The sequence below is a fragment of the Bacillus sp. CHD6a genome, assembly GCF_001293645.1.
GTDB lineage: Bacteria > Bacillota > Bacilli > Bacillales > Bacillaceae_I > Sutcliffiella_A.
In genome coordinates, this window is sequence record NZ_LBMD01000003.1 from 37,907 (window position 1) to 60,113 (window position 22,207).

Here is a 22,207-nt window from a genome sequence, read left to right on the forward strand (position 1 = left end):
AAAAGTCAGCTCCCACCATAGCGGAAGCTGACTGTGTTCATTTATTTGAATAATGTTTTGATTGCCTCTTTCAGTTGTACGTCGTTCTCTTTTGCGCGTACCGCTTCAAGGAGTTGTGCTTGCAGCTGTTCTGCTGTTTGACTGTCAACTTTTCCTGATGTAGATAGGTCATTTTCAGCTTGGAAGGATTTCACAGCATCTTCCGTTTCCTTGCTAAAGTAACCATCTTCACGTCCCGGATCAAAGCCAAGTCCTTTTAGCATCACTTGGACATTCTTAACTTTTTCACTATTAGTATCAAGTGCCAGCTCTTCATTCTCTTCCATGCTAATTGGATTGGCGTAGAAGTAGTCAGGCTGTTTGACAGGTACTGTCGGCTCAACGCCATCATTGTGTATCCAGTTTCCGTCAGGCGTCAACCACTTGTAAAGTGTCAGCTTAAGGTTACTGCCATCGCCAAGTTCTAAAGCTTGCTGAACAGTTCCCTTTCCGAATGAAGCATCTCCAATTACTTCATAGTTACCTGCTTCTTTTAATGCTCCGGCAAGAATTTCTGACGCAGAAGCACTTCCTTTATCAATTAATGTCACGATTCCATAAGGCTTTTTCTCCGTTAAGGAAGAAAAGAAACGTTGTTTTTCTCCATTACGTTGTTCAATTTGAACATATGGTTTTTCCTTCGTTACAAGCTCAGCTGCAATAATCTGCACCTGATCTAAAAGACCACCAGGATTACCGCGTACATCCACAACTAAGCCCTCAATGTTTTGCTCCTCAAGTGCTGCTAATTGCTCTTGAAAGTCTTTGCCTGTATCTTGGGAGAAGGAAGTAATCTGGATGTAACCCACCTTTTTCCCCTCTTGTTCGATTGTTTCAGAATACACCGTTTCAATCGGAATTGTATCACGTGTAACTTCTACTTTGAACGGTTCTTGCACTCCGGGACGTTGAATTTCGAGTGTCACAACTGTCCCTTTTTTACCGCGGATTTTAAGTACTGCTTCATATAAATCCAAGCCTTCTATGTCTTGGTCATCTACTTTGAGGATTTGGTCATTCGGTTGCAACCCTGCCTTTTCAGCCGGTGAACCACGGAATGGAGACACAATGGTCACTTTACCGTTTTGCATACCTACTTCTGCTCCAATTCCCTCAAAAGAAGATTCAAGCGACTGTGTAAATTGCTCTGCTGTATCTTTATCCATATACACCGAGTATGGATCCTCTAGTGTATCGACCATTCCTTGTATGGCACCTTCAATCAGTTTTTCAGTATCTGTTTCCTCCACATACCGCGAAGAAATAATTTCGTATGCCTGTTGAATCTTTTCCATCTGTGCCGCCGTTTTTTTCGGCGATTCTTGTGGTGCAGCTTGTTCTGTGTTATCAGTAAGAGGATTTTGCACGGAAGGTACCGCTGCAGCCGGTCCATGGCCGAACCATTGTAAACCTGCATACATTCCTGCCGCTCCAACTAGAACTGATACAAACATTAATACTGTAACAATTTTGCGATTCATGAAAGCTCCTCCTCATCCTATACCCCGTACCGTACGATAGATATGACGCAATTGTACCATAGCCGGCGTTGGTTGAAAATTATTAAAACTTATGTAAGTGGCCATGGAGTGTGTATCAATTTATTGAAAGCCTGTCCCACTTGCCAAATTCCTTCGTTCCTGAAGCAAAAGGCATCACACAGGAAGTGTAATGCCTTTTATAGTGTAAGTATATGTGTTGTATGGGCATATTATGTGAAGGAAACTGTAAAAGTAAAGGATGGCAGAAAAAAACACAACCTCGCCGTTTATACAAATCAGCGAGATTGTGTTGGTTAGGAATTAAAAATTAATATAAGTCGCTGGATTTACAGCATTGGATTTAGAACCATTCCAAGATCCTTTGTGCAATTCAAAGTGTAAGTGAGGACCAGTTGAGAATCCAGTGTTCCCCATGTTACCAATGAATTGACCTTTAGATACAGATTGTCCTGCACTTACTCCCAAGCTTTCTAAGTGAGCATAGACAGTTGTCCAAGTTTGACCATCAATGTAGTGGGTGATGAAAACTACATTACCGTAAGAGCTGGAGTAGTAAGCTTGGAATACGGTGCCGCTTCCTGCTGCTACGACAGGTACATTTCCGCTTCTTCCGTTTTTACCAACATCAATTCCGTAATGCTGGGAGCCCCAACGTGTCCCGAAGCCGGATGTTACACTACCAGTTGTCGGTCTTGTCCAAGATCCAGATGAAACTGGTGGCGGTGGTGAAGAAACATGCTCAGGCTTTGGCTCAGGTTTTCCTGCCGCCTTAGCTGCTGCAACTGCTGCTTCATGTTCTCTCTTACGTTGCTCTTCTAGACGTTTTCTTTCCGCTTCTTGTTTTGCACGTTCCTCTGCTTCGCGTTTAGCACGCTCTTCTGCAGCTTTAATTTCAGCACGGATTGCTTTTTCTTGTGAAGCTAGAACTTCTGCTTCGTTTTCAAGTTCATGAATTTCATGCATTGTTTCTTGTTCTTTCTTCTTTAATTCAGCAAGTAGCTCGTCCTTCTCAGCAATTTGACCCTTTAACTCTACTTCCATTTTTTCCAGATCCACTAATTGCTGCTCTAAAGAAGCTAGCTTTTCACGCATTTCCAGTTCCTTTGCTTCAAGGTCTTGCATATCCTTTTGATGAGCTTGTAGAATATCACGATCGGCTTGAACAATTGTTGCTACCGCACCTACGCGGTCAAGAAAATCTCCAAAGCTTTGTGCACCTAATAATACATCTAAGTAGTTCACAGCTCCTCCACCTTGTTGGAAGGAACGAGCGCGATCTTCTAGAAGCTCATTTCTTTTGGCAATACGTTCTTTTAATACTTCAATTTCTTCTTTAAGTTTTTCAATCTCTTTTCGAGTAGTATCTATTTCTTCTTTTTTCGTACTGATTTTATTTTTTGTTTCTGCTACTGCTTTATCAAGGCGTTCAACTTCTGCTCTAATTTCAGCCTGCTCCGCCTGAAGCTGATTTACTTCACTTTGTTTTTCATTTCTTGTAGATTCATTTGACGATTGTTGATCTTTTACATCATTCAGCCTTTGTTGCATCTCATTCGCAAATGCTTTTTCGGATAGACCCGAAGCGAAAAATCCGGAAAAGCCAATGACTGCAGCAATAGCGATTGTACCAATCTTTCTTCTCATCCCTTACTTCCCCCTAAACTCTTATGTATCCTGACAGGAAGAAATTGGTTGTTCCCATCAGGTTTTCTGTATTTTCTAAGCGGGTATTAATACTATACTAATTTCTTAAACTCGTAGGAATTTTCGAACGGACATCATGCTTCCCCACATACCGATAAACGCTCCAATCGCTACTAAGATTCCAATAACTTGGAAGGCAAATGGGTAAAACGGAAGCAGTTGAATAAATGTACCTTGAATTCTTGGTTGAACAAGATCTATTAAATAATAGTAGGATGTCAGGAGAATGCCAATCGGTGCGATGGAACCGAGGACTCCTAACCATAATCCTTCTAGGAAAAATGGCCAACGGATGAAACCGTTTGTTGCTCCAACCAATTTCATAATTTCGATTTCTTTTCTTCTGGCGAAAATAGTGATTTTTATTGTGTTGGAAATGAGGAACATTGCTGTAAATACTAATCCAAGGATTAGTGCAAGTCCAACGTTTCTCGCAATCTCAAACACTTTAAATAATCTTTCCACCGTTTCCGCACCATAAATTACTTTATGTGTAAACTCAAACTCATCAATTTTCTTGGCTGCTGAAATGGTTTCTTGTGGTGTAGCTGTCTTAATGATGAATACATCATATAATGGATTATTTTGTTCGAACAGCTCAAAAGCTCCGCCGTCCTCACCAAAACTATCTACCAGACCTTTCAATTCTTCCTCTTTAGATGAAAAATCGACTGTTTCCACTTCCCGTAAGTTCTGTATCTGTTGTCTCAGAACGTCCTGGTCTTCTTTGGTGGCTGTTAGGTCGATATGAACTCTGATTTCTACATCACTTTCAATCTCCGATGCTACATTGTTCAAGTTCATCATTAATACCAGGAATACTCCAACTAAAAGGAGGGTGACCGTCACGGCACTAACAGAAGCAAATGTCATCCAACCGTTACGCGCTAAACTTTTAAAACTTTCCTTATAATGTCGCATTAGAGTTCTAGGCTTCATAACCGTAGTCCCCCTCTGCTTGGTCACGCACTATCTTTCCGTTTTCAATTGCAATTACACGTTTTTTGATGGTGTTTACAATCTCACGGTTGTGCGTTGCCATTACTATCGTCGTGCCTTTTTCGTTGATTTCTTCAAAGATGTTCATAATCTCCCATGATGTATCAGGATCAAGGTTACCTGTCGGCTCATCGGCAATCATCACTTTAGGATTATTAACTATCGAACGAGCAATGGATATGCGCTGTTGCTCTCCACCTGAAAGTTCATTTGGTAAGTGGCGTGCCTTATGCTTCAATTTAACAAGATCGAGTACTTCCATGACACGTTTTTTTATGTTTTTAGGACTTTCTTCGATAACTTCTAAGGCAAATGCTACATTTTCGTATACAGTCAGCTGAGGTAAAAGTTTGAAGTCTTGGAATACTACCCCTATGCTTCTCCTAAGTAGAGGAACCTTGCTTTCCTTCAGCTTAGAAAGGTTCACTCCGTCTATTACAATATCACCGCTTGTAGGCTTTTCTTCCCGATACATCATTTTGATGAACGTGGATTTACCAGCACCACTAGGTCCTACTACATAGACAAATTCGCCTGCTTTTATTTTTATATTAATACCATCCACAGCTTGTACGCCGTTTGGGTATTTTTTAAAGACGTCTTGCATTTCAATCATTTAATCACCTATTGGGTCAAAGATTTGAATCACATTGCATTTCCCTAAATAGTAGAGAAATATTTCTTTAAGCAATTGCGGAACAGTCGATAATCCTAGTATACAAAATTGCAATATGTATATTTATCTAAAATTCCCGCATAAATTCACTTTATTATTATAACATCTATTTCGACAAAATAAGAGTTTTTATTATTACAGTTTCTTTTCAAATTAAAGTCAACCTTGGTAATATAGGAATAAATTCCCTTGATACAGAAATATGTCGAACGATATTTGTCGTTTTATATGGAAAAAGAGAAAAAAACACCTTCGGGGGTCAGACCCCCGAAGGTGTTTTTAAAGTTCTGTCGAATTCAATATGGTTACACGGAACACCTTATTGTTATTCTTGTTATTCGATTGTTAGGAGGTCTTCACTGATGACGTAGTTGGATTCGCCTTTTTTGGCTGCATAGCCCACTACAGTGTAGTTTCCTGGTTCTAGAACGGTGCCATCCGCTAATGTTCCATTCCAATTATGATAGTTGTATCCTTTTCCTAAATCTGCATCGAAGAGAGCGTCACCAAGATATGTGCTTAGGTCAGCAGAGTAAACCCAAACTTGGTATTCTTCCGCTCCACCTGGTAGATAGGAATAGAATTCAAATTCATTGTTTCCTAATGGTGTAACACCAAAGTGAGTAATACGAGGGTAGTCCGGTTCACCTACAAATAAAATAGTAGGCACTTTAATTTCGGTGTTTCCTTCAGAAACTACTAAATGTCCTTCGTAGTAGCCTGGTTCAAGTTTAGAAGCATTTACCTTCACATTTAAATTCACCTTTTGGGTCTTACCAGGGTTTACACGAAGATTTTTGCTTGTTTTCACTTTTACGTGTTTGCCTACTTCATTTTTGAATAAGAATTCCATCTTGTATTTCTTCGCTTTTTTAGAAAGGTTTTGAATCTTAAATTGTTGGCGTTCTACTTGCTTGCCTTTCTTCTTGTCGAATACTCCAAAAGAGTAGCTACCTGGATTCACTAAAGTTTCTGTTTGAAGAGCATCAACCACACGAATGCTTCCTGCACCTTGTGAGTTGTGTGCATATTCTTCACCTGTCGCTGGGTCGATCAACTTCTCTGCCGTGTTCATTAAAGCAGATTTCACTTCATACACGCCCCACTCAGGGTTCGCTTCTAAAATGACTGCAGCCGCACCTGCTACGTGAGGAGATGCCATACTCGTACCTTGCTTGGAACCATATCCATGTGGGTCTTCAGGATTATGTGTTGGTACCGTACTTACAATGTCCACACCTGGTGCAGATACATCCGGCTTAATCATCCATGTATCTACTACAGGACCACGTGATGAGAAGCCAGCCATTGTTTCACCAATTGTTTCTGCAAATTCAATTCCTAACGTCACTTCATTGTTTCCATTTGCTAATTCTTGAAGTATTTTCGCACCATCAACATTATCTAGCTTTATTGTTGGTACAGCCATTCCAGGAATGTAGAAAGGGATTTCCCCTGCTACATTATTGTAGATAATTGCCCCTACAGCACCTGCTGCTTTTGCTGCATTTGCTTTTTCTACAAAAGCTATAGCTCCACGACTAATAAGAGCAATCTTTCCTTCCACATCAATATTTTCAAAGTCAGCTGGTGTACCCAATCCAGCATCTACAAATTCCAAAGTTTGTCCATTTAAAGCAGTTAATGCTTCATCAGATGAGAAGCCCATCACTTTAGATGTTGGATAAGTAACACCTTCACTTGTAAAAATAGAACTGTTGTAAACATTGTAAGGAAGCTGAGTAGCTCCTACAGAAATTGCTTCACGGGAAGTTCCCGGAGAACCAACTGTCCAGTTGTTTGGTCCAGCGTTCCCATTTGATGTTACTGCTACTACTCCGTCAGCCATCGCTTGATCTAATGCTATGGAAGTCGCCCAGTCAGGCGCGTTCAAAGAGTTACCTAAAGATAGGTTCATAACATCTGCACCATCTTGAACTGCGCGTTCAATAGCTGCTACTACGTTTTCAGTGGACCCGCTTCCACCAGGACCAAGCACACGGTATGCAAGTAATGTAGCGTCAGGAGCTACACCTTTAATAGTTCCGTTCGCTGCAACTGTTCCTGCAACGTGAGTACCGTGAGTTGTTTCCGCTCCACGAGGGTCACCCTTTGGTGTTTCTTGTGGATCAGCATCGTTATCTACAAAGTCCCAACCAAGGTACTCATCAAAGTTAGGTGCTAGATCAGGATGAGTGTAATCCACTCCCGTATCAATAACAGCCACCGTTACACCTTCGCCTGTGTAACCGAGATCCCAAGCTTCATTTGATCCAATATATGGTGCAGAATCAGCCATTGCCGGACTATAAGCTTCTGCAGGAACTAATTCTTCGGTTGTAGTATACTCCACGTTAGGATATACCGCTTTTACACCCGGAGTAGCTAGTAAGCTAGGAATCTCGTTTGCTTTAATCTCTAGAGAGAACCCAGAGAATACATAGTCATACTCACGTTCCACTTTACTTTTAGAAGTGCGATCTGCCACTTCTTTTTTTACTTTATCACGAGCACTTTTCAAATTCTGCTTTGACTGTTTCTTACCTTTGTGCTTCGCTTCAATAATTGATTCTTCTTTTAACTCAACAATAACCTTAACTGCTTTGGAAGACGATAAATCAAATTCTCCTTGTAAGGTTGCTAACTCCAGGTTTTCTTTCCCTGTGTTAGCAGAAACACCATTTGTGGCAAATGTACTAAAAACAAGTACGAGAACCAACAAAGGCATAAATGCTGAAAATAACTTCTGCTTCAAATCATCCCACTCCCCTTTTGTTATATCTTTCGACTTATGTAAAAGATTCAAGACAAATACTTAAGTACCAATTACTTACGTTTGTCCAAAATCCTTACAATCCACATTATATTTTTAAAAATCTTAATTTTCAATATAATTTGTTATATTAAACGAACAATTTCGACAATTTAGTTATTTATTACTATGTTTTTTACAATATATCCCTAAAGAAAAACCCATCTAATCTCCTAGGAGTATAGATGGGTTTGATTCAAATGACTTATTATTTGATTTCTACTAACTCTGAAGCTAGATATGCAGAAGTTCTGTCACCTTTTTTTGCAACCATTACTACTCGATAGTAACCTTTTGTTAAAACATTACCATCAAAGTCTCGATATATATAGCCTTTTTTTGTTAAATTAGTTTCATACAAAGCAACACCAACAAAACTTCCTGGGAACGTTCCATTAGCATCAGATACATAAATTTGCATCCAGAATTCGTCAGCTCCACCCGGCAAGTATGCATATGCTTCGAACTGATTATTTCCTAATGCCGTTACCCCTAAGTCCGTCATAGGCGGATAATCCGGCTCATCTACGAACAGGATAGTAGGAACATTTGTCACATCTCCACTATCAGAAGTAATCACGAGGTTACCTTCATAATAACCAGCAGCCATATCTTTTGTATTAATGGCCACACTTACATTCACTGCTTGAGTAGCTCCAGGGTTAACTTTAACACTAGAACTTGTTACGACACGAAGATCACTTGATACCTCTTTATTCAATTCAAATTTTACAGAGTATTTTTGGGCTTTATTAGCAATGTTCTTAATAGAGAACTGCTGGCGTTCTACTTGCTGTCCAGCTTTCTTCTCAAAAAATCCAAAAGAATAGGTTCCTGGTGTCACAAGTGATTTAGCCTCAAGTGCGTCTACTACTCTAATGCTTCCTGTCCCCTGTGTATTATGAGGATATACCTTACCTGTTTTAGGGTCGATTAGTTTTTCAGAAGTGTTCATTAATGCTGCTTTCACATCATATACACCCCAGTCTGGATTAGCTTGAAGTAGAACCGCTGCTGCTCCTGCTACGTGTGGAGATGCCATGCTAGTCCCTTGATATGCTGCATATCCATGAGGTTCCTCTGGATTATGAGTAGGAATTGTACTAGTAATGTTCACACCTGGTGCAGACACGTCAGGTTTAATCATCCAAGTATCTATAACTGGACCTCTGGAAGAGAAGTCAGCTATCGTTTCTCCTACTACTCCTGCAAACTCGATGTTAAAGCTTACTTTCACATCATTCGCTTTTGCTAAAAGCGCTTGTCCATCCGCTTGTGTAAGCATAATAGTTGGTACAGCCATACCAGGAATTAAAGGCATAACTCCTGTTGTGTTATTGTAGATAATAGCTCCTACTGCTCCAGCTTTAGCAGCTTCTGTAGCTTTATCCACAAAAGGAATTCCCGCTCCACGACTAATTAATGCAATCTTACCAGTTAAATCTTTTCCTGCAAAATCAGCTGGAGCACCGAACCCAACGTCAACTAGTTCATATTCATTTCCGTTTAATGCTAATAAAGCATCATCGGAAGGGAAACCTTGAACTTGTGAAGAGCTGTAAGAAACACCATCAGATGAAGTAGTTTCTGCAGTGTATACATTGTAAGGAAGCATCGTCGCACCTACAGAAATCGCTTCACGAGAAGTTCCCGGAGAACCTACTGTCCAGTTTTTAGGACCAGCATTTCCGTTAGAAGTAACAGCTACCACACCATCAGCCATTGCATGGTCTAATGCAATCGAAGTAGCCCAATCGGCACTATTTAAAGAGTTTCCGAGTGATAGGTTCATAACGTCTGCTCCATCGAGAACAGCGCGCTCAATTGCAGCAACTACGTTCTCTGTAGAACCGCTACCACCAGGGCCTAATACACGATATCCAAGCAATGTCGCATCAGGTGCAACTCCCTTAATTAAACCGTTAGCAGCTACCGTACCAGCTACGTGTGTACCGTGAGCAGTGGATTCACCACGCGGGTCACCTTCAGGAGTTTCTTGTGGGTCATTATCGTTATCAACAAAGTCCCATCCTTTGTAGTCGCCAAATGCGTGTACAAGATCCGGATGAGTATAGTCTACACCGGTGTCAATGATAGCAACTGTCACACCTTCTCCAGTGTACCCCATCTCCCATGCAGTATCAGAACCGATAAACGGAGCCGAATGCATCATTTGTGGAGAATATGCATCTTTTTCTATAATGATTTCTTCTAATGTCGTAGCGGTATATTCCACATTTGGATACACAGCTTTAACACCCGGAATCGTTAATAGATTTGGAATCTCTGAACCTTTTACCTCTAAAGAGAAACCAGAAAATACATGATCGTATTCTTGGTTAACCTTACCAGATTTCGCTTTTTTCCCTACTTCTGCTTTAACAGCATTTCGAGCTTTCTTTAATTTGTTTTTCGTTTGATTTTTCCCTTTTTCTTTTGCTTCTAACATAGAAGGCTCTTCAAGCTCAACGATGACAGTCGTAACCTTGCTAGACTTGATTTCCTTAACATCTCCAAAATATTTAGCAAGCTGCTGAACTTCTTGAGTAGGTTGGTTACCATTTGCTTGCGCACTAAAAGTAAACGTACTTAGAATTAGGACTACCGCTGCGAAAACCATACATAATGAACGCCAGTTTCTTATCAAAATAAAATCTCTCCCCTAAGTTTTATTTTAAGAAATTTCAGTTATTTTTGACCAATCCCCTCCTCGCAACTTGTCCATTCACACACTACACAATCTTTATTATAGATTGTAATTTTGTCTATTTCAATATTAAGAACAAATTATTTCTTTATTAGGAACAACGCTACATAAAAAAGAACCCCCCATTTCCAGGAGAGTTCTGTTCGTTCTTATTTGTGCTGCGCTAACCATTCAGCTAAGACAGTTGCATCCTCTTCTGGTACAAGACCTGCAGGCATGTTTCCTTGTCCGTTATTAATGATGCTTTCAATTTCTTCTTGACTGTACTTGCTTCCTACTTTTTGGAGGTTCGGACCGCTCTTCCCTTCCATGTTGTTTCCATGACAGCCGATACAGCTTTGATACAATTGCTGCGCCTCTTCATTTTCCACCATCGTGAATTCTCCACCACCGGATGTTTCTTGCTCCTCGTCACCGCCGCCACATGCAGCAAGCGTTAAAAGTGAAGATCCCAGAACAAATGCCATAAAATACTTTTTCATAGGTAGGTCCCCCAATTTTGAGATGTAATAATTACCAGGATTGCTTTTATTATAACCTATTTACTCTCTTTTAAAACCCTCACCTAACACTTCAGAAGCATTGGTTACGACCACAAAGGCAGAAGGATCAATGGTTCGTACCACTTGTTTCAATTTTGTGAATTCCGTCTGGTCTACCACACACATTAATACAGGCAACTCGGTTTCCGTGTATCCCCCATAAGCTGCAAGCTTTGTCACACCACGGTCTATTTTTGTAAGAATGGCACCCTTGACTTCCTCTTCCTTCTTAGTGATAATGATGGCCATTTTGGAATACCCTAAGCCCACTTGAACGAAGTCAATGGTTTTAGAAGTAACGAAAAGCCCAATAAGAGCATACATCCCAAGCTCTAAATCGAATACTATTGCTGCTGAAATAACAATAAGGCCGTCAATCATTGCTACACAAGCACCAAGTGTCAGTCCCGTATATTTATGGATGATCTGTGCGGCAAGGTCTGTTCCACCGGTGGAAGCACGACCACGGAAAACTAGCCCAAGCCCAAGTCCGACACCTATCCCTCCAAACAATGATCCAAGTAACGGATCTTGTGTGGCAGGAGCAACATTACTGGTCCAAAGTACAATCAACGGCAGTGTAATGGTTCCCACTAATGTTTTAAGACCAAATTGCTTTCCAAGAAGAAGCACGCCTGCTAAAAAGAGCGGGATGTTAAAGCAAAGCTGCACAATTCCCGGTTCCCAGTCCAAGAGCGCTTTTAATATGGTACTGATTCCACTTACTCCGCCGGAAGCAACCTGATTTGGCAGCAAGAACAAGTTGAACGCCAATGCCACAATCGCAGACCCCAACACCACATATGTATATTCTTTCACCCGCTGATACACGGGATTCACTTGATACCCATTTCTATTTTTACGACTCAACGTTAAGCCCCCCAAATCTTTCTAAAATACACACAACGAGCAAGAGTATAGCACGCGATTATAAGGGTGTAAATGGCATTGGTATAACGTGGTAAAGCGTTAATAGGGTTGCATTTCCAAACTGCATACATTTCCTTTAGATTAACCTTAAGTTTTCACACTATACTTTCCGGCTATTTTAGAGGCACATAAAAACACCCCCAGCCATGAGAGGCCAGAGGTGCTACCATAATCTTTTAAAGTTTCGATCTCAAGTAAGCATCAATAAACGGATCTAGATCTCCGTCCATGACCGCCTGTGTATTGCCGACCTCCGTGTTTGTACGGTGGTCTTTTACCATGGAGTATGGATGGAACACATAAGAACGAATCTGGGAACCCCAGCCGATATCCTTCTGCTCGCCACGGATTTCATCCAGTTCCGCCTGTTGCTCATCCAACTTTTTCTGATAAAGCTTAGCTTGCAACATTTTCATCGCACGCTCACGGTTTTTGATCTGAGAACGCTCAGTTTGACACGTTACAACCACATTGGTTGGGATATGGGTAATACGAACCGCAGAGTCTGTCGTATTGATATGCTGTCCTCCCGCTCCACTTGCACGGTACGTATCAATCTTCAAATCTTCTGTACGAATATCAATCTCAATGTTATCATCAAACTCCGGCATAACCTCACAAGAAACAAAGCTTGTGTGACGGCGACCAGAAGAATCGAACGGTGAGATTCTTACCAGACGGTGTACCCCTTTTTCTGCTTTCAAATATCCATACGCATTGTGACCTTTAATAAGTAGTGTCACACTCTTAATTCCCGCTTCGTCTCCTGGCAGGTAATCAAGTGTCTCCACCTTAAAGCCTTTACGCTCTGCCCAACGCGTGTACATACGTAAGAGCAGGGAGCCCCAGTCCTGTGACTCGGTACCACCAGCACCTGGGTGAAGTTCCAGAATGGCATTGTTCTTGTCATGCTCACCGCTCAACAATAATTGAAGTTCAAATTTATTAAAATCTTCAGCTACAGCTTTCACTTCACTGCCTAGCTCGGCTTGCAGCTCCGCATCCGGCTCTTCTTTCACCAATTCATATGTCAGTTGCAGGTTTTCATAGTTCTCACTCAGCTCATGAAATTGCCCAACAGGTTCTTTTAATGCATTTGCTTCGTTGATGACGACCTGCGCCGCACTCTGGTTGTTCCAGAATTCCGGGTTGGACATCTCGTTATCAAGTTCGGCAATACGACGTTCTTTGGCCTCTAAGTCAAAGAGACCCCCTAAACTCAACTAATCGCTTAGCCATTTTTTCTAACTCTTGACGAATCTCTACTAATTCCATTTATTTCACCTCATAAAATTTTCACTAACACGGATTTTAACCCTTATTAAACGAACAGGGCAACTAATAGTCTATATTATCGTATTTCACTCAAATAAAAAAGTACCTGAGCAAATGTGTGCAAAAGATGGAGCGATGAAAGCCGGCTAACGCAAATATTTCCTTTGCCAAAATAGTTTTTTCAAAAGTTAATCTGAACCAGGACCGCTAGACCCATTGGGATCCCTCATTACCTAAATTTGATTATTCAAACGTTGGTTTAAAAATAGCTATTTTAGAGTAGTAAAACACTAAAAATGTTTCCATATTGTACCCTATTCTGCAATAGTAATTTCAATAGTTAATTCCTAATCAAACAGCTGGACCCGCTGGGATTCCTGCATTTCCATTTTTACTTATTCAAACGTTGGTTTAAAAATAGCTATTTCACAAGAAATCCAGGTGCGCTTAAAACATGGAAAAAGTGAGGCTCAATAAGCCCCACTCTGTCCAATACTGCCATTACTTCCCGCAGCAGTTTTTATATTTCTTTCCGCTTCCGCAGATGCAAGCATCATTGCGGCCAACGTCCATTACTTTTTTTACTGGTTTTTTCTTTGGAGGCTCTCCGCCGCCCTCTTTTGGAACAACTGCCTGGCCTTTTGCCACTTCTTCACGTTGCAGGTTGTTACGGATTTGCGCCTTCATGACATACTTGGCTACATCTTCTTCAATGGAAGCAATCATGTTTTCAAACATAGCAAATCCTTCGAACTGATACTCACGAAGCGGATCAATCTGACCGTATGCACGTAGGTGAATACCTTGACGCAATTGATCCATCGCATCAATGTGATCCATCCACTTGCTGTCCACCGCACGAAGAACGATAACTTTCTCAAACTCACGCATTTGTTCTGCAGTAAGCTCCTGCTCTTTTTCATCATAGCGAGCTTTCACTTTCTCGATGATTAGCTCAGACATTTCTTCCGGCTCTTTACCACGAAGATCGTTTAATGTAACTGCACCTTCCTCTAAAAGGTTTGCATCTACATAGTCCACGATTCCTTGCAGGTTCCAATCCTCTGGAACTTCTTCTTTTGGCGTATAAAGGCCTACTTGACGCTCAATCGCAGAAACAAGCATTCTTTCTACCACTTCTCGTAAATTCTCAGAATCCAACACTTCAAAACGCTGTTTGTATATTACTTCACGCTGCTGACGAAGAACATCATCATATTGCAGAAGCTGTTTACGAGCATCAAAGTTGTTACCTTCTACACGTTTTTGAGCAGATTCCACTGCACGGGATACCATTTTACTTTGGATTGGCTGCGTATCATCCATACCCAAACGCTCCATCATCGTTTTCATGTTGTCAGAACCAAAGCGGCGCATCAATTCATCTTCCATGGAAAGGTAGAATTGCGTCACACCAGGGTCTCCTTGACGCCCAGAACGTCCACGAAGCTGGTTATCAATACGACGGGATTCATGGCGCTCTGTACCGATAACAGCAAGACCGCCAACCTCTTTCACACCTTCGCCTAGTTTGATGTCCGTACCACGACCGGCCATGTTCGTTGCGATCGTAACGGAGCCTTTTTGACCAGCACCAAGGATGATATCCGCCTCACGGGCATGATTTTTCGCATTCAATACATCATGCTTGATTCCGCGCTTCGTTAAAAGTTTAGAAATAACTTCAGACGTTTCTATGGCAACCGTACCAACTAGCACAGGTTGTCCATTTCTATGACGCTCTGCGATATCATCTGCCACCGCATTGAACTTGCCTTCAATCGATTTGAAAATAAGGTCGGCACGGTCATCACGTACAATGTCCTTGTTCGTCGGAATCGCAATAACGCTCATATTATAGATATTTCGGAACTCCTCTTCCTCTGTTTTCGCTGTACCAGTCATACCGGCAAGCTTTTCGTACATACGGAAGTAGTTCTGGAATGTAACTGTCGCAAGTGTCATGCTTTCGTTTTGGATATCCAAGCCCTCTTTTGCCTCAATAGCTTGGTGAAGTCCATCTGAATAGCGGCGGCCTTTCATCAAACGACCAGTGAATTGGTCAACGATGACAACTTCGCCCTCTTGCACCACATAATCCACATCATGATGCATCGTTACATGTGCCTTCAATGCCTGATTGATATGATGGTTCAAGGTAACATTAGCGATATCAAAGAGATTCTCGATCCCGAACGCTTTCTCTGCCTTTGTAATTCCGTCCTCTGTTAACTGAACGCCCTTTGTTTTCACATCATATGTGTAATCGACATCTTTCACCAATGTACGCGCAAACGCGTTTGCTTGAATGTACAATGCTGCAGACTTTTGAGCACTACCAGAAATAATCAATGGCGTACGCGCTTCATCGATTAAAATGGAGTCAACCTCATCGATTACGGCAAAATGAAGAGGACGCTGTACCATTTGCTCTTTATACAACACCATGTTGTCACGCAAATAATCAAATCCGAACTCATTGTTTGTACCGTATGTGATATCCGCTTTGTACGCTTCGATTTTTTCATCACGGGACAGTCCGTTCAGGTTCAATCCGACAGTAAGACCTAGGAACTCATACAGCTGACCCATTTCCGTCGCGTCACGACTTGCCAAGTATTCATTGACTGTTACAACGTGCACACCTTTTCCAGTAATTGCGTTCAGGTAAACAGGCATGGTTGCCGTTAACGTTTTACCTTCCCCTGTTTTCATCTCGGAAATGTTTCCTTCATGCAAGGAAACACCACCCATTAGCTGCACTTTATAAGGATAAAGTCCGAGTACGCGCTTGGACGCCTCACGAACAATCGCGAAGGCTTCTACCAGCATGTCCTCGAGCTTCTCACCTTTTTGATAACGACTTTGGAATTCAGCCGTTTTATCTTTTAACTGGTCATCCGTAAGCCTTGCCACATCGGCACTTAGGGAATCTATCTGATCTGCCATCTTCTCCAGACGCTTTAATTGACGCTTATTCATATCAAACACTTTATTCAATAAACCAAGCATACAAACGCTCCTCTGTAACTATAGTCTTATAGCCTAAATAATATATAAATTTTAACACTTATTGGGGGTGGGTACAAGAAATGCATTACAATATATACCTTAGATGGAGCAACATTTCTATGAAATTTGTAATGTATTACATGAAAAAAATTATGAAATACATTACTTTCAACATTTCCCGAGAAATTACGACAGCGTTTACTATATTAATTCTAAACAAAAGAGACCCTCCAGTGAGGGCCTCAAATTTATTAATAAGATTCAATCAATCCATATTTTCCATCATTTCGCTTATACACGACATTCGTTTCATTTGTCGCAGCGTTTAAGAATACGAAGAAGCTGTGGCCCAGCAAATTCATCTGCAGGATTGCTTCTTCACTGTCCATAGGTTTCAAGTTGTAACGCTTTGTACGAACCAAATCTGCTTCGTCCTCTTCATCTGCTACTGCCACATGAGTTGGTGCTCCGTTATCAATCACTTCGTTAAATAAGTATTTAGGTGAACCAGTATCGCGAAGCTTACGGTTGACCTTTGTCTTATGTTTTCTTATTTGTCGCTCTAGTTTATCTACGACAAGGTCTATCGCTGCATAGAGATCATCGTGACTTTCTTCAGCACGTAACACTAGGCCTGTCATAGGAATGGTCACTTCAATTTTTTGTTGGTTGTTGTAGACTTTCAGATTTACTTTGCATTCTGCATTGTCTGTGGAATCAAAATAGCGTTCAATCTTTCCGATCTTATTTTCTACATAATCTCGGATTGCTGGAGTTACCTCAATGTTTTCACCACGTACGTTGTACTTCATAAATCGAACTCCTCCTTTTGTTCCTGTTTGGATTTATCATGCATCCAAACAATCTGCCTACATTTCCTTTCTTAGAAAAGAAAGGTTAAGCTTGCGTGAAGCTTATGTAAACATATTTCTACAATACCCAACAGAATTCCTGCTTAAACGTAAAAGATTTATTAAGAATTTGTGAAAGGGGGTTAGTTTGGCTTGTTTTAGTGGGGTGAAACAAGTATATGCGCGGGGATAAAAAAACTTTCATGAAAAAATGAAGAATTCTCTTTAACTTCTGTTTCCTTTCGTTCCGGGTGTTCGCTTTCCGCGGGAAGGTGCTTGAGCCTCCTCACTTCGTTGCGGGGTCTCAACCAACCTTTGCTCTCCCGCTGGAGTCGAACACCCTGCACTTCAGGAAACAGGGGGTGTTTAAATGTACTTATTTATCCCTTTCACTAAAGTAGATAATAAAAACCCTCCAAAATTTTGGAGGGTTAGTGGGCGATGTGGGGGAGGATATGGTGTTGAATTTGGTTTTTCCAGGTTTCGTATGCTGGTTTGATAAAGGTTTGTAATGCTTCTTTTTCAGGTGCAGTGTTTTGTTCGAAATGGCCGATTTGTTCTAGTTCATCCACAAGTTCACCAAATTGGGCGATAACCTGAAGAGCATCTTCATTTTTTTCAAAAAGAAGTACCAGATTCACGTGCGCTTCTGCAATTTTACCGATTGCCTCGTAACTGTCCAGCACCATTTGGCGCGTGACAGATGTAGAGGTATTACGTTTTTCATCGCTTAAATAGTCGAAGGCTTCCTCCACCGTTTCAAGTAGAGTATTATATGTCTTTAATAAGTAAAATTCACCTTCCTTCAAATCCGCCATCCTGTACACCTAGTTTCTTTTGTCATAATACATGCCGTCTGCTGTCGGAGAGCTGTATGCTTGCCCATATGCCTTAGCAGTCTTTTTGGATTGCTGGATTTGGGCCCACTCTTGCTTTAACTGTTTATGAAATATTTCAAGCTTTGGGGTTACCTGTTGACTGGCAACGGCCACCTTTTGACCGAGTACCATTTCTGCCTCTGAAAAAGGTGGAGCTAGCTGTTGAAGCAAAGAATCTCTGATTTGCAACACTTTATCAATCTCTTCCAAGAAAGCGTCACGGCTCTCTTCGGCTGGTAAAGGTCCATCCAGTAACGTCAAAAGATGCGTTGTGACTTTATCGAGGCTTTCAACGAAGTTCATTACGCCTGTCCACCTTGGGTAAATGCTTGCTGTCGACTTGATTGAATAACTTGTTTCCAAGCATCACGGAACTCCATCATAAGACCTTCCACTTCGTCCACAATGGATGAATCATTCTTCAGATTCGCATCAATCAGACGGCGGTTCATATAATCATACATCGTCATCATCGACTTCCCGACATCATGACTCGAATCCAATGTAACCATCAGTTCCTGAACAATTTTCTGCGCCTTGATCAGGTTCGTGTTTTTCATTTCGATATTCTTGTCTTCCATTCCCTTTTTGGCTAGCTTCATAAACTTAATAGCCCCATTGTAAAGCATTAACGTCAGCTCACCGGGCGTTGCGGTGTTGACGGAGTTTTGCTGGTAGGCTTGGTAGGGGTTCTTCATTGCCATAGTTGTTCACTCCTTGTTATCAGCCACTAAAAAATTGGCTCATTAATTGCATGGATTGTTGGTTTGATTGTCCTATCGCTTTTTCCATAGCAGTAAATTGGCGCCAGTAGCGATCTTCTACTGTTTGCATACGGCGTTCAAATGCTGAAATACGTTGATCTACGTTTAGTAGCTCTCGGCCGATGGTATATTGTTGAGCGGTTCGTGTTCCGTTACCAGCGCGAGCTTCAATGCCGGTTATGGTGGATTCCGCTGCATCACGTAGTTTACGGGCAATCCCAAGTCCGGTTCCGTTTTCCCCGTTGGAGGTAAACATTTGCATAACAGAATTTGGGTCTGTTGAAATTGCCGCTTTTAACTTATCTTCATCAATGATTAGTTTTCCTTTATCACGGTAATTCGAGCTTGTTGTTATACCAAGCTGAGCAAGCTGGTCATATTGTCCTGTTAAACCAGATACAGACTGATACAAAGCAAATCTCATTTTCCCTAAACCGGATGAGAGGATGGAATCATTCCGCAGTAACCCGCTTTTCGCTTTCTCTTCCCATTGTTCGATCTGTTTTTCTGACAAGGATTCCTTTTCCTCTTCAGATAGCGGCTTATAATCACGATAAACTGGCTCGCCTGTTTTTTCATTAATTTTTTCTAGTAGTTCATTATATTTAGTGATATAGTTTTTTATCGCATCAAAGGTTTTGTCTGTGTCATTTGCAACGTTAATGACGGCAGTTTGTCCAGGCATATCTTCTTTCAACGTGAAAGTGACGCCATTAATGGAAAATGTGTTGGAATTCCTTTCTGTCACTACTCCATTGATGGTTACAATAGCAGGTGTCCCTCCCGTTTCTGCCGCTTGATCAAGGTTCATGACACCCGTTAAAAAATCCCCTTCGAATTCGATTTCTTTCCCAGCAGCAGAGGGATTAAAGGATCCGGCTTCTCTTTTTGCAATAACCAATCCACCTTTAAATTCATCATAAAAAGCAGTAAGGCCGAGGGTGGAATTATTGATTTCTTTCACAACATCATCCATTGATTGATTGCCATTAAAGGAGAAAGTTTGTGGTACCGCTTCTCCTGCCTGGTTATAAGTTGTTATCTTAAATCCAAAGTCATAGGCTGCAACATTTATCGGCTCTACTGTCACATCCTCGGTAAATGCGGATGCAAAAGTAAATTCCCCTGTTTCTTGATTTAGATAGACTTGGTTCCCGACAATGTCACTTGCAGAGCTGGTAATGACCTCATAATCAACCAGCGTGGAACCATCTGCCATTCGAACAGTAATTAAATTTAGACCGTTCGCATCTACTTTTCCTCCTAAAGAAAAAGTGGATTCTCCATTAGCTACAGTAGCGTCTGAGACAGTTTTTGTCTGGAAGTTCCCAAACTTATCCCGTTGCTCCCACAAGCTTGTTGTTACATCCAGCTTGGTTGTAGCATCTTTCATCGCTGAAGAAGTGAATGAATTTGTAGCCACTTTCGCAATCGTTACATCCGAAAGTGTATATGAAACATTCGAAGCAGAAGAACTGGCAGTAGCTGTAACCTTGTCATTACTAGAAGTTACATTCTTCTGTGAGTAATTTCTCTGCAGAGTCATATCAAAAGATAGGTTTCTAAAATCATTCAGCAATCTATTCGTTTCGCGGTAGTCATCCCGTTTCCACTCCAACAGCTGTTTCTGCTGTGTCAGTTTATTCATCGGCATACGCTGGGCCTTCATCAAATCACTGACCATCTGATTTATATCCAACCCACTCTGAAATCCAGTTAAGCGCATATCCTTCACCACCTAAATCTTTTTATCGACAAACAACCCCATATACTCGGTCATCGCCGCATACATATCCAAAAACTTTTTAGAAGGAATCTCCCGTAAAACCTCATCAGTGGCAACATCCACCACCGTCACATAGTATTCATTCAACTCATCATGCAACTCAAAACGAACGGACACGTTCATGGGCTTCATAAAATCATTCATGCCCTCCACAATCATCTCCATATGACGTCTGTTCTCTTCGGGATGAGATTGCTTTGCTTCCTTGATAGAATCATCTACCTTTGTTGAAACTGCTCCTTGAGCTTGCGTTCTAGTTGTGAGATCTAAGCTGCCGCCTCCAATTGGCGAAATGTGCATACGGGTCCCCTCCGTGAAAAGTTACTCTAGTAGTATTATCGGTAAGGAAGAAAAGAAATAAAGGGGATTGGTTAAATTATATAAATGATATGTTTTTTTAGATTATGGGGTATAAAGAAAAGTGTAAGTATACCAAAGAGGGATAAAGTGAGACGTAATTAATAACTTATTAGCAATACTTGCAAAAGAAATTGTTTCCCATTTAACAGGCAACTACATGGAACCAGAACATAAAATACCTTTTCCCTTTACTAGAAAGAACTTTAAACTCAAAAGCCCTTGCATGTTGGGACCTGAATGACATATTAGATATGAAATATATTCAGGATTTGCTTGGTATATTAATAGTCAAAGTGTGTTACCTGATTATCTTTTTCAATTAAAAGGAAACCCCATTAACAAATAGGATTTCCAAAGTTGATTAATATCATTTACAACTTAACATCAACAGATCTACCCAAATGCGGATGTATTTGTTGAGGAGCCTGTGAAACATTGCTTGAGTTCAATAATGTTCTTATAGCCTCGCCTTGTTGCTCAGTATTTCCTATTGCTTTTTTCATAACCGAAATTGAAGCTTGATCCTGAACCTGGCTTTGACTCAATGCCATCGAAAGCATTGCAATATCCATCTAATTCCTCCCTCTACCTGAATACTCACGTATTCTCAGTTTATCAAAAACACCAAGTAGTAGACTCACCAACAAGAATGGATAGAAATTGAATATCTTTCTGATATTTACAGAGTAGGGCCATCCTATCAACCAAACTGGATTAGTTGGTAAAGAATATATAACCGTGCTAAGGTATCTACACAAAGTCACGGTCGCTAACCCTCTCATATCTCTCGGGATAGTGCCATACATTCCTTCGTCCTGCGTATCCATGAGCTGGAGGTTGGATATATGCTGGGTCTGTTGCCCGGATGGAATAAATAAGCTCCAACTCTGTACTAGTGGTGTTTGTAGCTGAGATATATACAAGATTAAACTGTAGTAAGATTATAGGCTTATGCAGCCTGTAGTTCATTAATTTGAGGTATTTCTCTTTACAATATGATGCCATCAAATTCACATTTCTTATTGCGAATCACAAACAACACTCGTAATAACTTACAACACAATGCAATGAGTGACTGAATGTTGCTGTTTAATCTGGCGGTCTGCTCGCTTGGTGTAATACTGGTGCAAGGCTTTAAATGTAGTGTTATGGGCAACCATTGGGCGAATTGCTAAATAGAGTGCTCTTCTTAAACGACTTCGTCCCCATTTGGAGATTCTCGTTTGCCTTTGAATTTGCCGGAACTATGTTCTCGTATTGAGAGCCCACAAGGTATAAACAATTTTAGATGGCTTAAAAACGAGTAAGCCCAAGAGAAAAGCTACAAACGTAGGTTTTATTAAATATCAAAAGCCAAAACCAATACGTAA

At 41.0% G+C, this 22,207-nt stretch carries 17 protein-coding genes and 1 pseudogene; all 18 read right to left on the minus strand.

The genetic code is table 11. The features are described 5' to 3' along the window. Window positions 1–41 precede the first annotated feature (41 nt). Complete coding sequence (locus AAV98_RS04845; RefSeq protein WP_060664442.1) at window positions 42–1,520, minus strand: S41 family peptidase; 1,479 nt, start codon at window positions 1,518–1,520, stop codon at window positions 42–44. Window positions 1,521–1,841: 321 nt separating this feature from the next. Then, a complete protein-coding gene (locus AAV98_RS04850) occupies window positions 1,842–3,185 on the minus strand; it encodes a murein hydrolase activator EnvC family protein (protein WP_060664443.1) in 1,344 nt (447 codons plus the stop codon). Between the two features lie 105 nt (window positions 3,186–3,290). After that, window positions 3,291–4,184 carry a permease-like cell division protein FtsX gene (gene ftsX, locus AAV98_RS04855; protein WP_060664444.1) on the minus strand — a complete coding sequence of 298 codons (894 nt, stop codon included), beginning with the start codon at window positions 4,182–4,184 and terminating at the stop codon, window positions 3,291–3,293. Continuing rightward, window positions 4,174–4,860, minus strand: a complete 687-nt coding sequence (gene ftsE / locus AAV98_RS04860; protein WP_060664445.1) for a cell division ATP-binding protein FtsE — start codon at window positions 4,858–4,860, stop codon at window positions 4,174–4,176. The genes ftsX and ftsE overlap by 11 nt, the downstream gene beginning before the upstream one ends. A gap of 394 nt (window positions 4,861–5,254) precedes the next feature. Then, entirely contained in the window at window positions 5,255–7,675 is a 2,421-nt protein-coding gene (locus tag AAV98_RS04865; protein WP_442853672.1) for a S8 family serine peptidase, read from the minus strand. Between the two features lie 265 nt (window positions 7,676–7,940). Continuing rightward, entirely contained in the window at window positions 7,941–10,352 is a 2,412-nt protein-coding gene (locus tag AAV98_RS04870; RefSeq protein WP_082380792.1) for a S8 family serine peptidase, read from the minus strand. Between the two features lie 236 nt (window positions 10,353–10,588). Continuing rightward, window positions 10,589–10,921 (minus strand): cytochrome c551, encoded by a 333-nt coding sequence (cccB, locus tag AAV98_RS04875; protein WP_060664447.1) that lies wholly within the window; start codon window positions 10,919–10,921, stop codon window positions 10,589–10,591. A gap of 60 nt (window positions 10,922–10,981) precedes the next feature. Then, complete coding sequence (locus tag AAV98_RS04880) at window positions 10,982–11,851, minus strand: YitT family protein (RefSeq protein WP_060664448.1); 870 nt, start codon at window positions 11,849–11,851, stop codon at window positions 10,982–10,984. 236 nt (window positions 11,852–12,087) lie between these two features. After that, a protein-coding gene (prfB, locus tag AAV98_RS04885; protein WP_148987459.1) for a peptide chain release factor 2 occupies window positions 12,088–13,186 on the minus strand; the annotation gives its coding sequence in 2 pieces (ribosomal slippage) (window positions 12,088–13,113 and window positions 13,115–13,186; 1,098 coding nt in all). Window positions 13,187–13,687: 501 nt separating this feature from the next. Beyond that, window positions 13,688–16,198: a preprotein translocase subunit SecA gene (secA, locus tag AAV98_RS04890; RefSeq protein WP_060664449.1), complete on the minus strand. Its 2,511-nt coding sequence runs from the start codon at window positions 16,196–16,198 to the stop codon at window positions 13,688–13,690. Window positions 16,199–16,449: 251 nt separating this feature from the next. Then, the gene (hpf, locus tag AAV98_RS04895; protein ID WP_060664450.1) at window positions 16,450–17,010 is read right to left on the minus strand and encodes a ribosome hibernation-promoting factor, HPF/YfiA family; all 561 of its coding nucleotides are present in this window, start codon (window positions 17,008–17,010) and stop codon (window positions 16,450–16,452) included. A 470-nt stretch (window positions 17,011–17,480) separates the two neighbouring features. Then, window positions 17,481–17,867: a hypothetical protein gene (locus AAV98_RS04900; RefSeq protein ID WP_060664451.1), complete on the minus strand. Its 387-nt coding sequence runs from the start codon at window positions 17,865–17,867 to the stop codon at window positions 17,481–17,483. Window positions 17,868–17,876: 9 nt separating this feature from the next. Then, complete coding sequence (locus tag AAV98_RS04905) at window positions 17,877–18,230, minus strand: hypothetical protein (protein ID WP_060664452.1); 354 nt, start codon at window positions 18,228–18,230, stop codon at window positions 17,877–17,879. After that, the gene (gene fliS / locus AAV98_RS04910; RefSeq protein WP_060664453.1) at window positions 18,230–18,631 is read right to left on the minus strand and encodes a flagellar export chaperone FliS; all 402 of its coding nucleotides are present in this window, start codon (window positions 18,629–18,631) and stop codon (window positions 18,230–18,232) included. The genes AAV98_RS04905 and fliS overlap by 1 nt, the downstream gene beginning before the upstream one ends. A 19-nt stretch (window positions 18,632–18,650) precedes the next feature. After that, entirely contained in the window at window positions 18,651–20,417 is a 1,767-nt protein-coding gene (gene fliD, locus AAV98_RS04915; protein ID WP_060664454.1) for a flagellar filament capping protein FliD, read from the minus strand. Between the two features lie 12 nt (window positions 20,418–20,429). After that, window positions 20,430–20,777 (minus strand): flagellar protein FlaG, encoded by a 348-nt coding sequence (gene flaG, locus AAV98_RS04920; RefSeq protein ID WP_060664455.1) that lies wholly within the window; start codon window positions 20,775–20,777, stop codon window positions 20,430–20,432. A 431-nt stretch (window positions 20,778–21,208) separates the two neighbouring features. Then, window positions 21,209–21,409, minus strand: coding sequence for a YjfB family protein (locus AAV98_RS04925; RefSeq protein WP_060664456.1), 201 nt, complete (start codon window positions 21,407–21,409; stop codon window positions 21,209–21,211). Window positions 21,410–21,825: 416 nt separating this feature from the next. Further along, window positions 21,826–22,104, minus strand: a pseudogene (locus tag AAV98_RS19845) (transposase); the annotation flags it as partial. Between the last annotated feature and the right edge of the window lie 103 nt (window positions 22,105–22,207).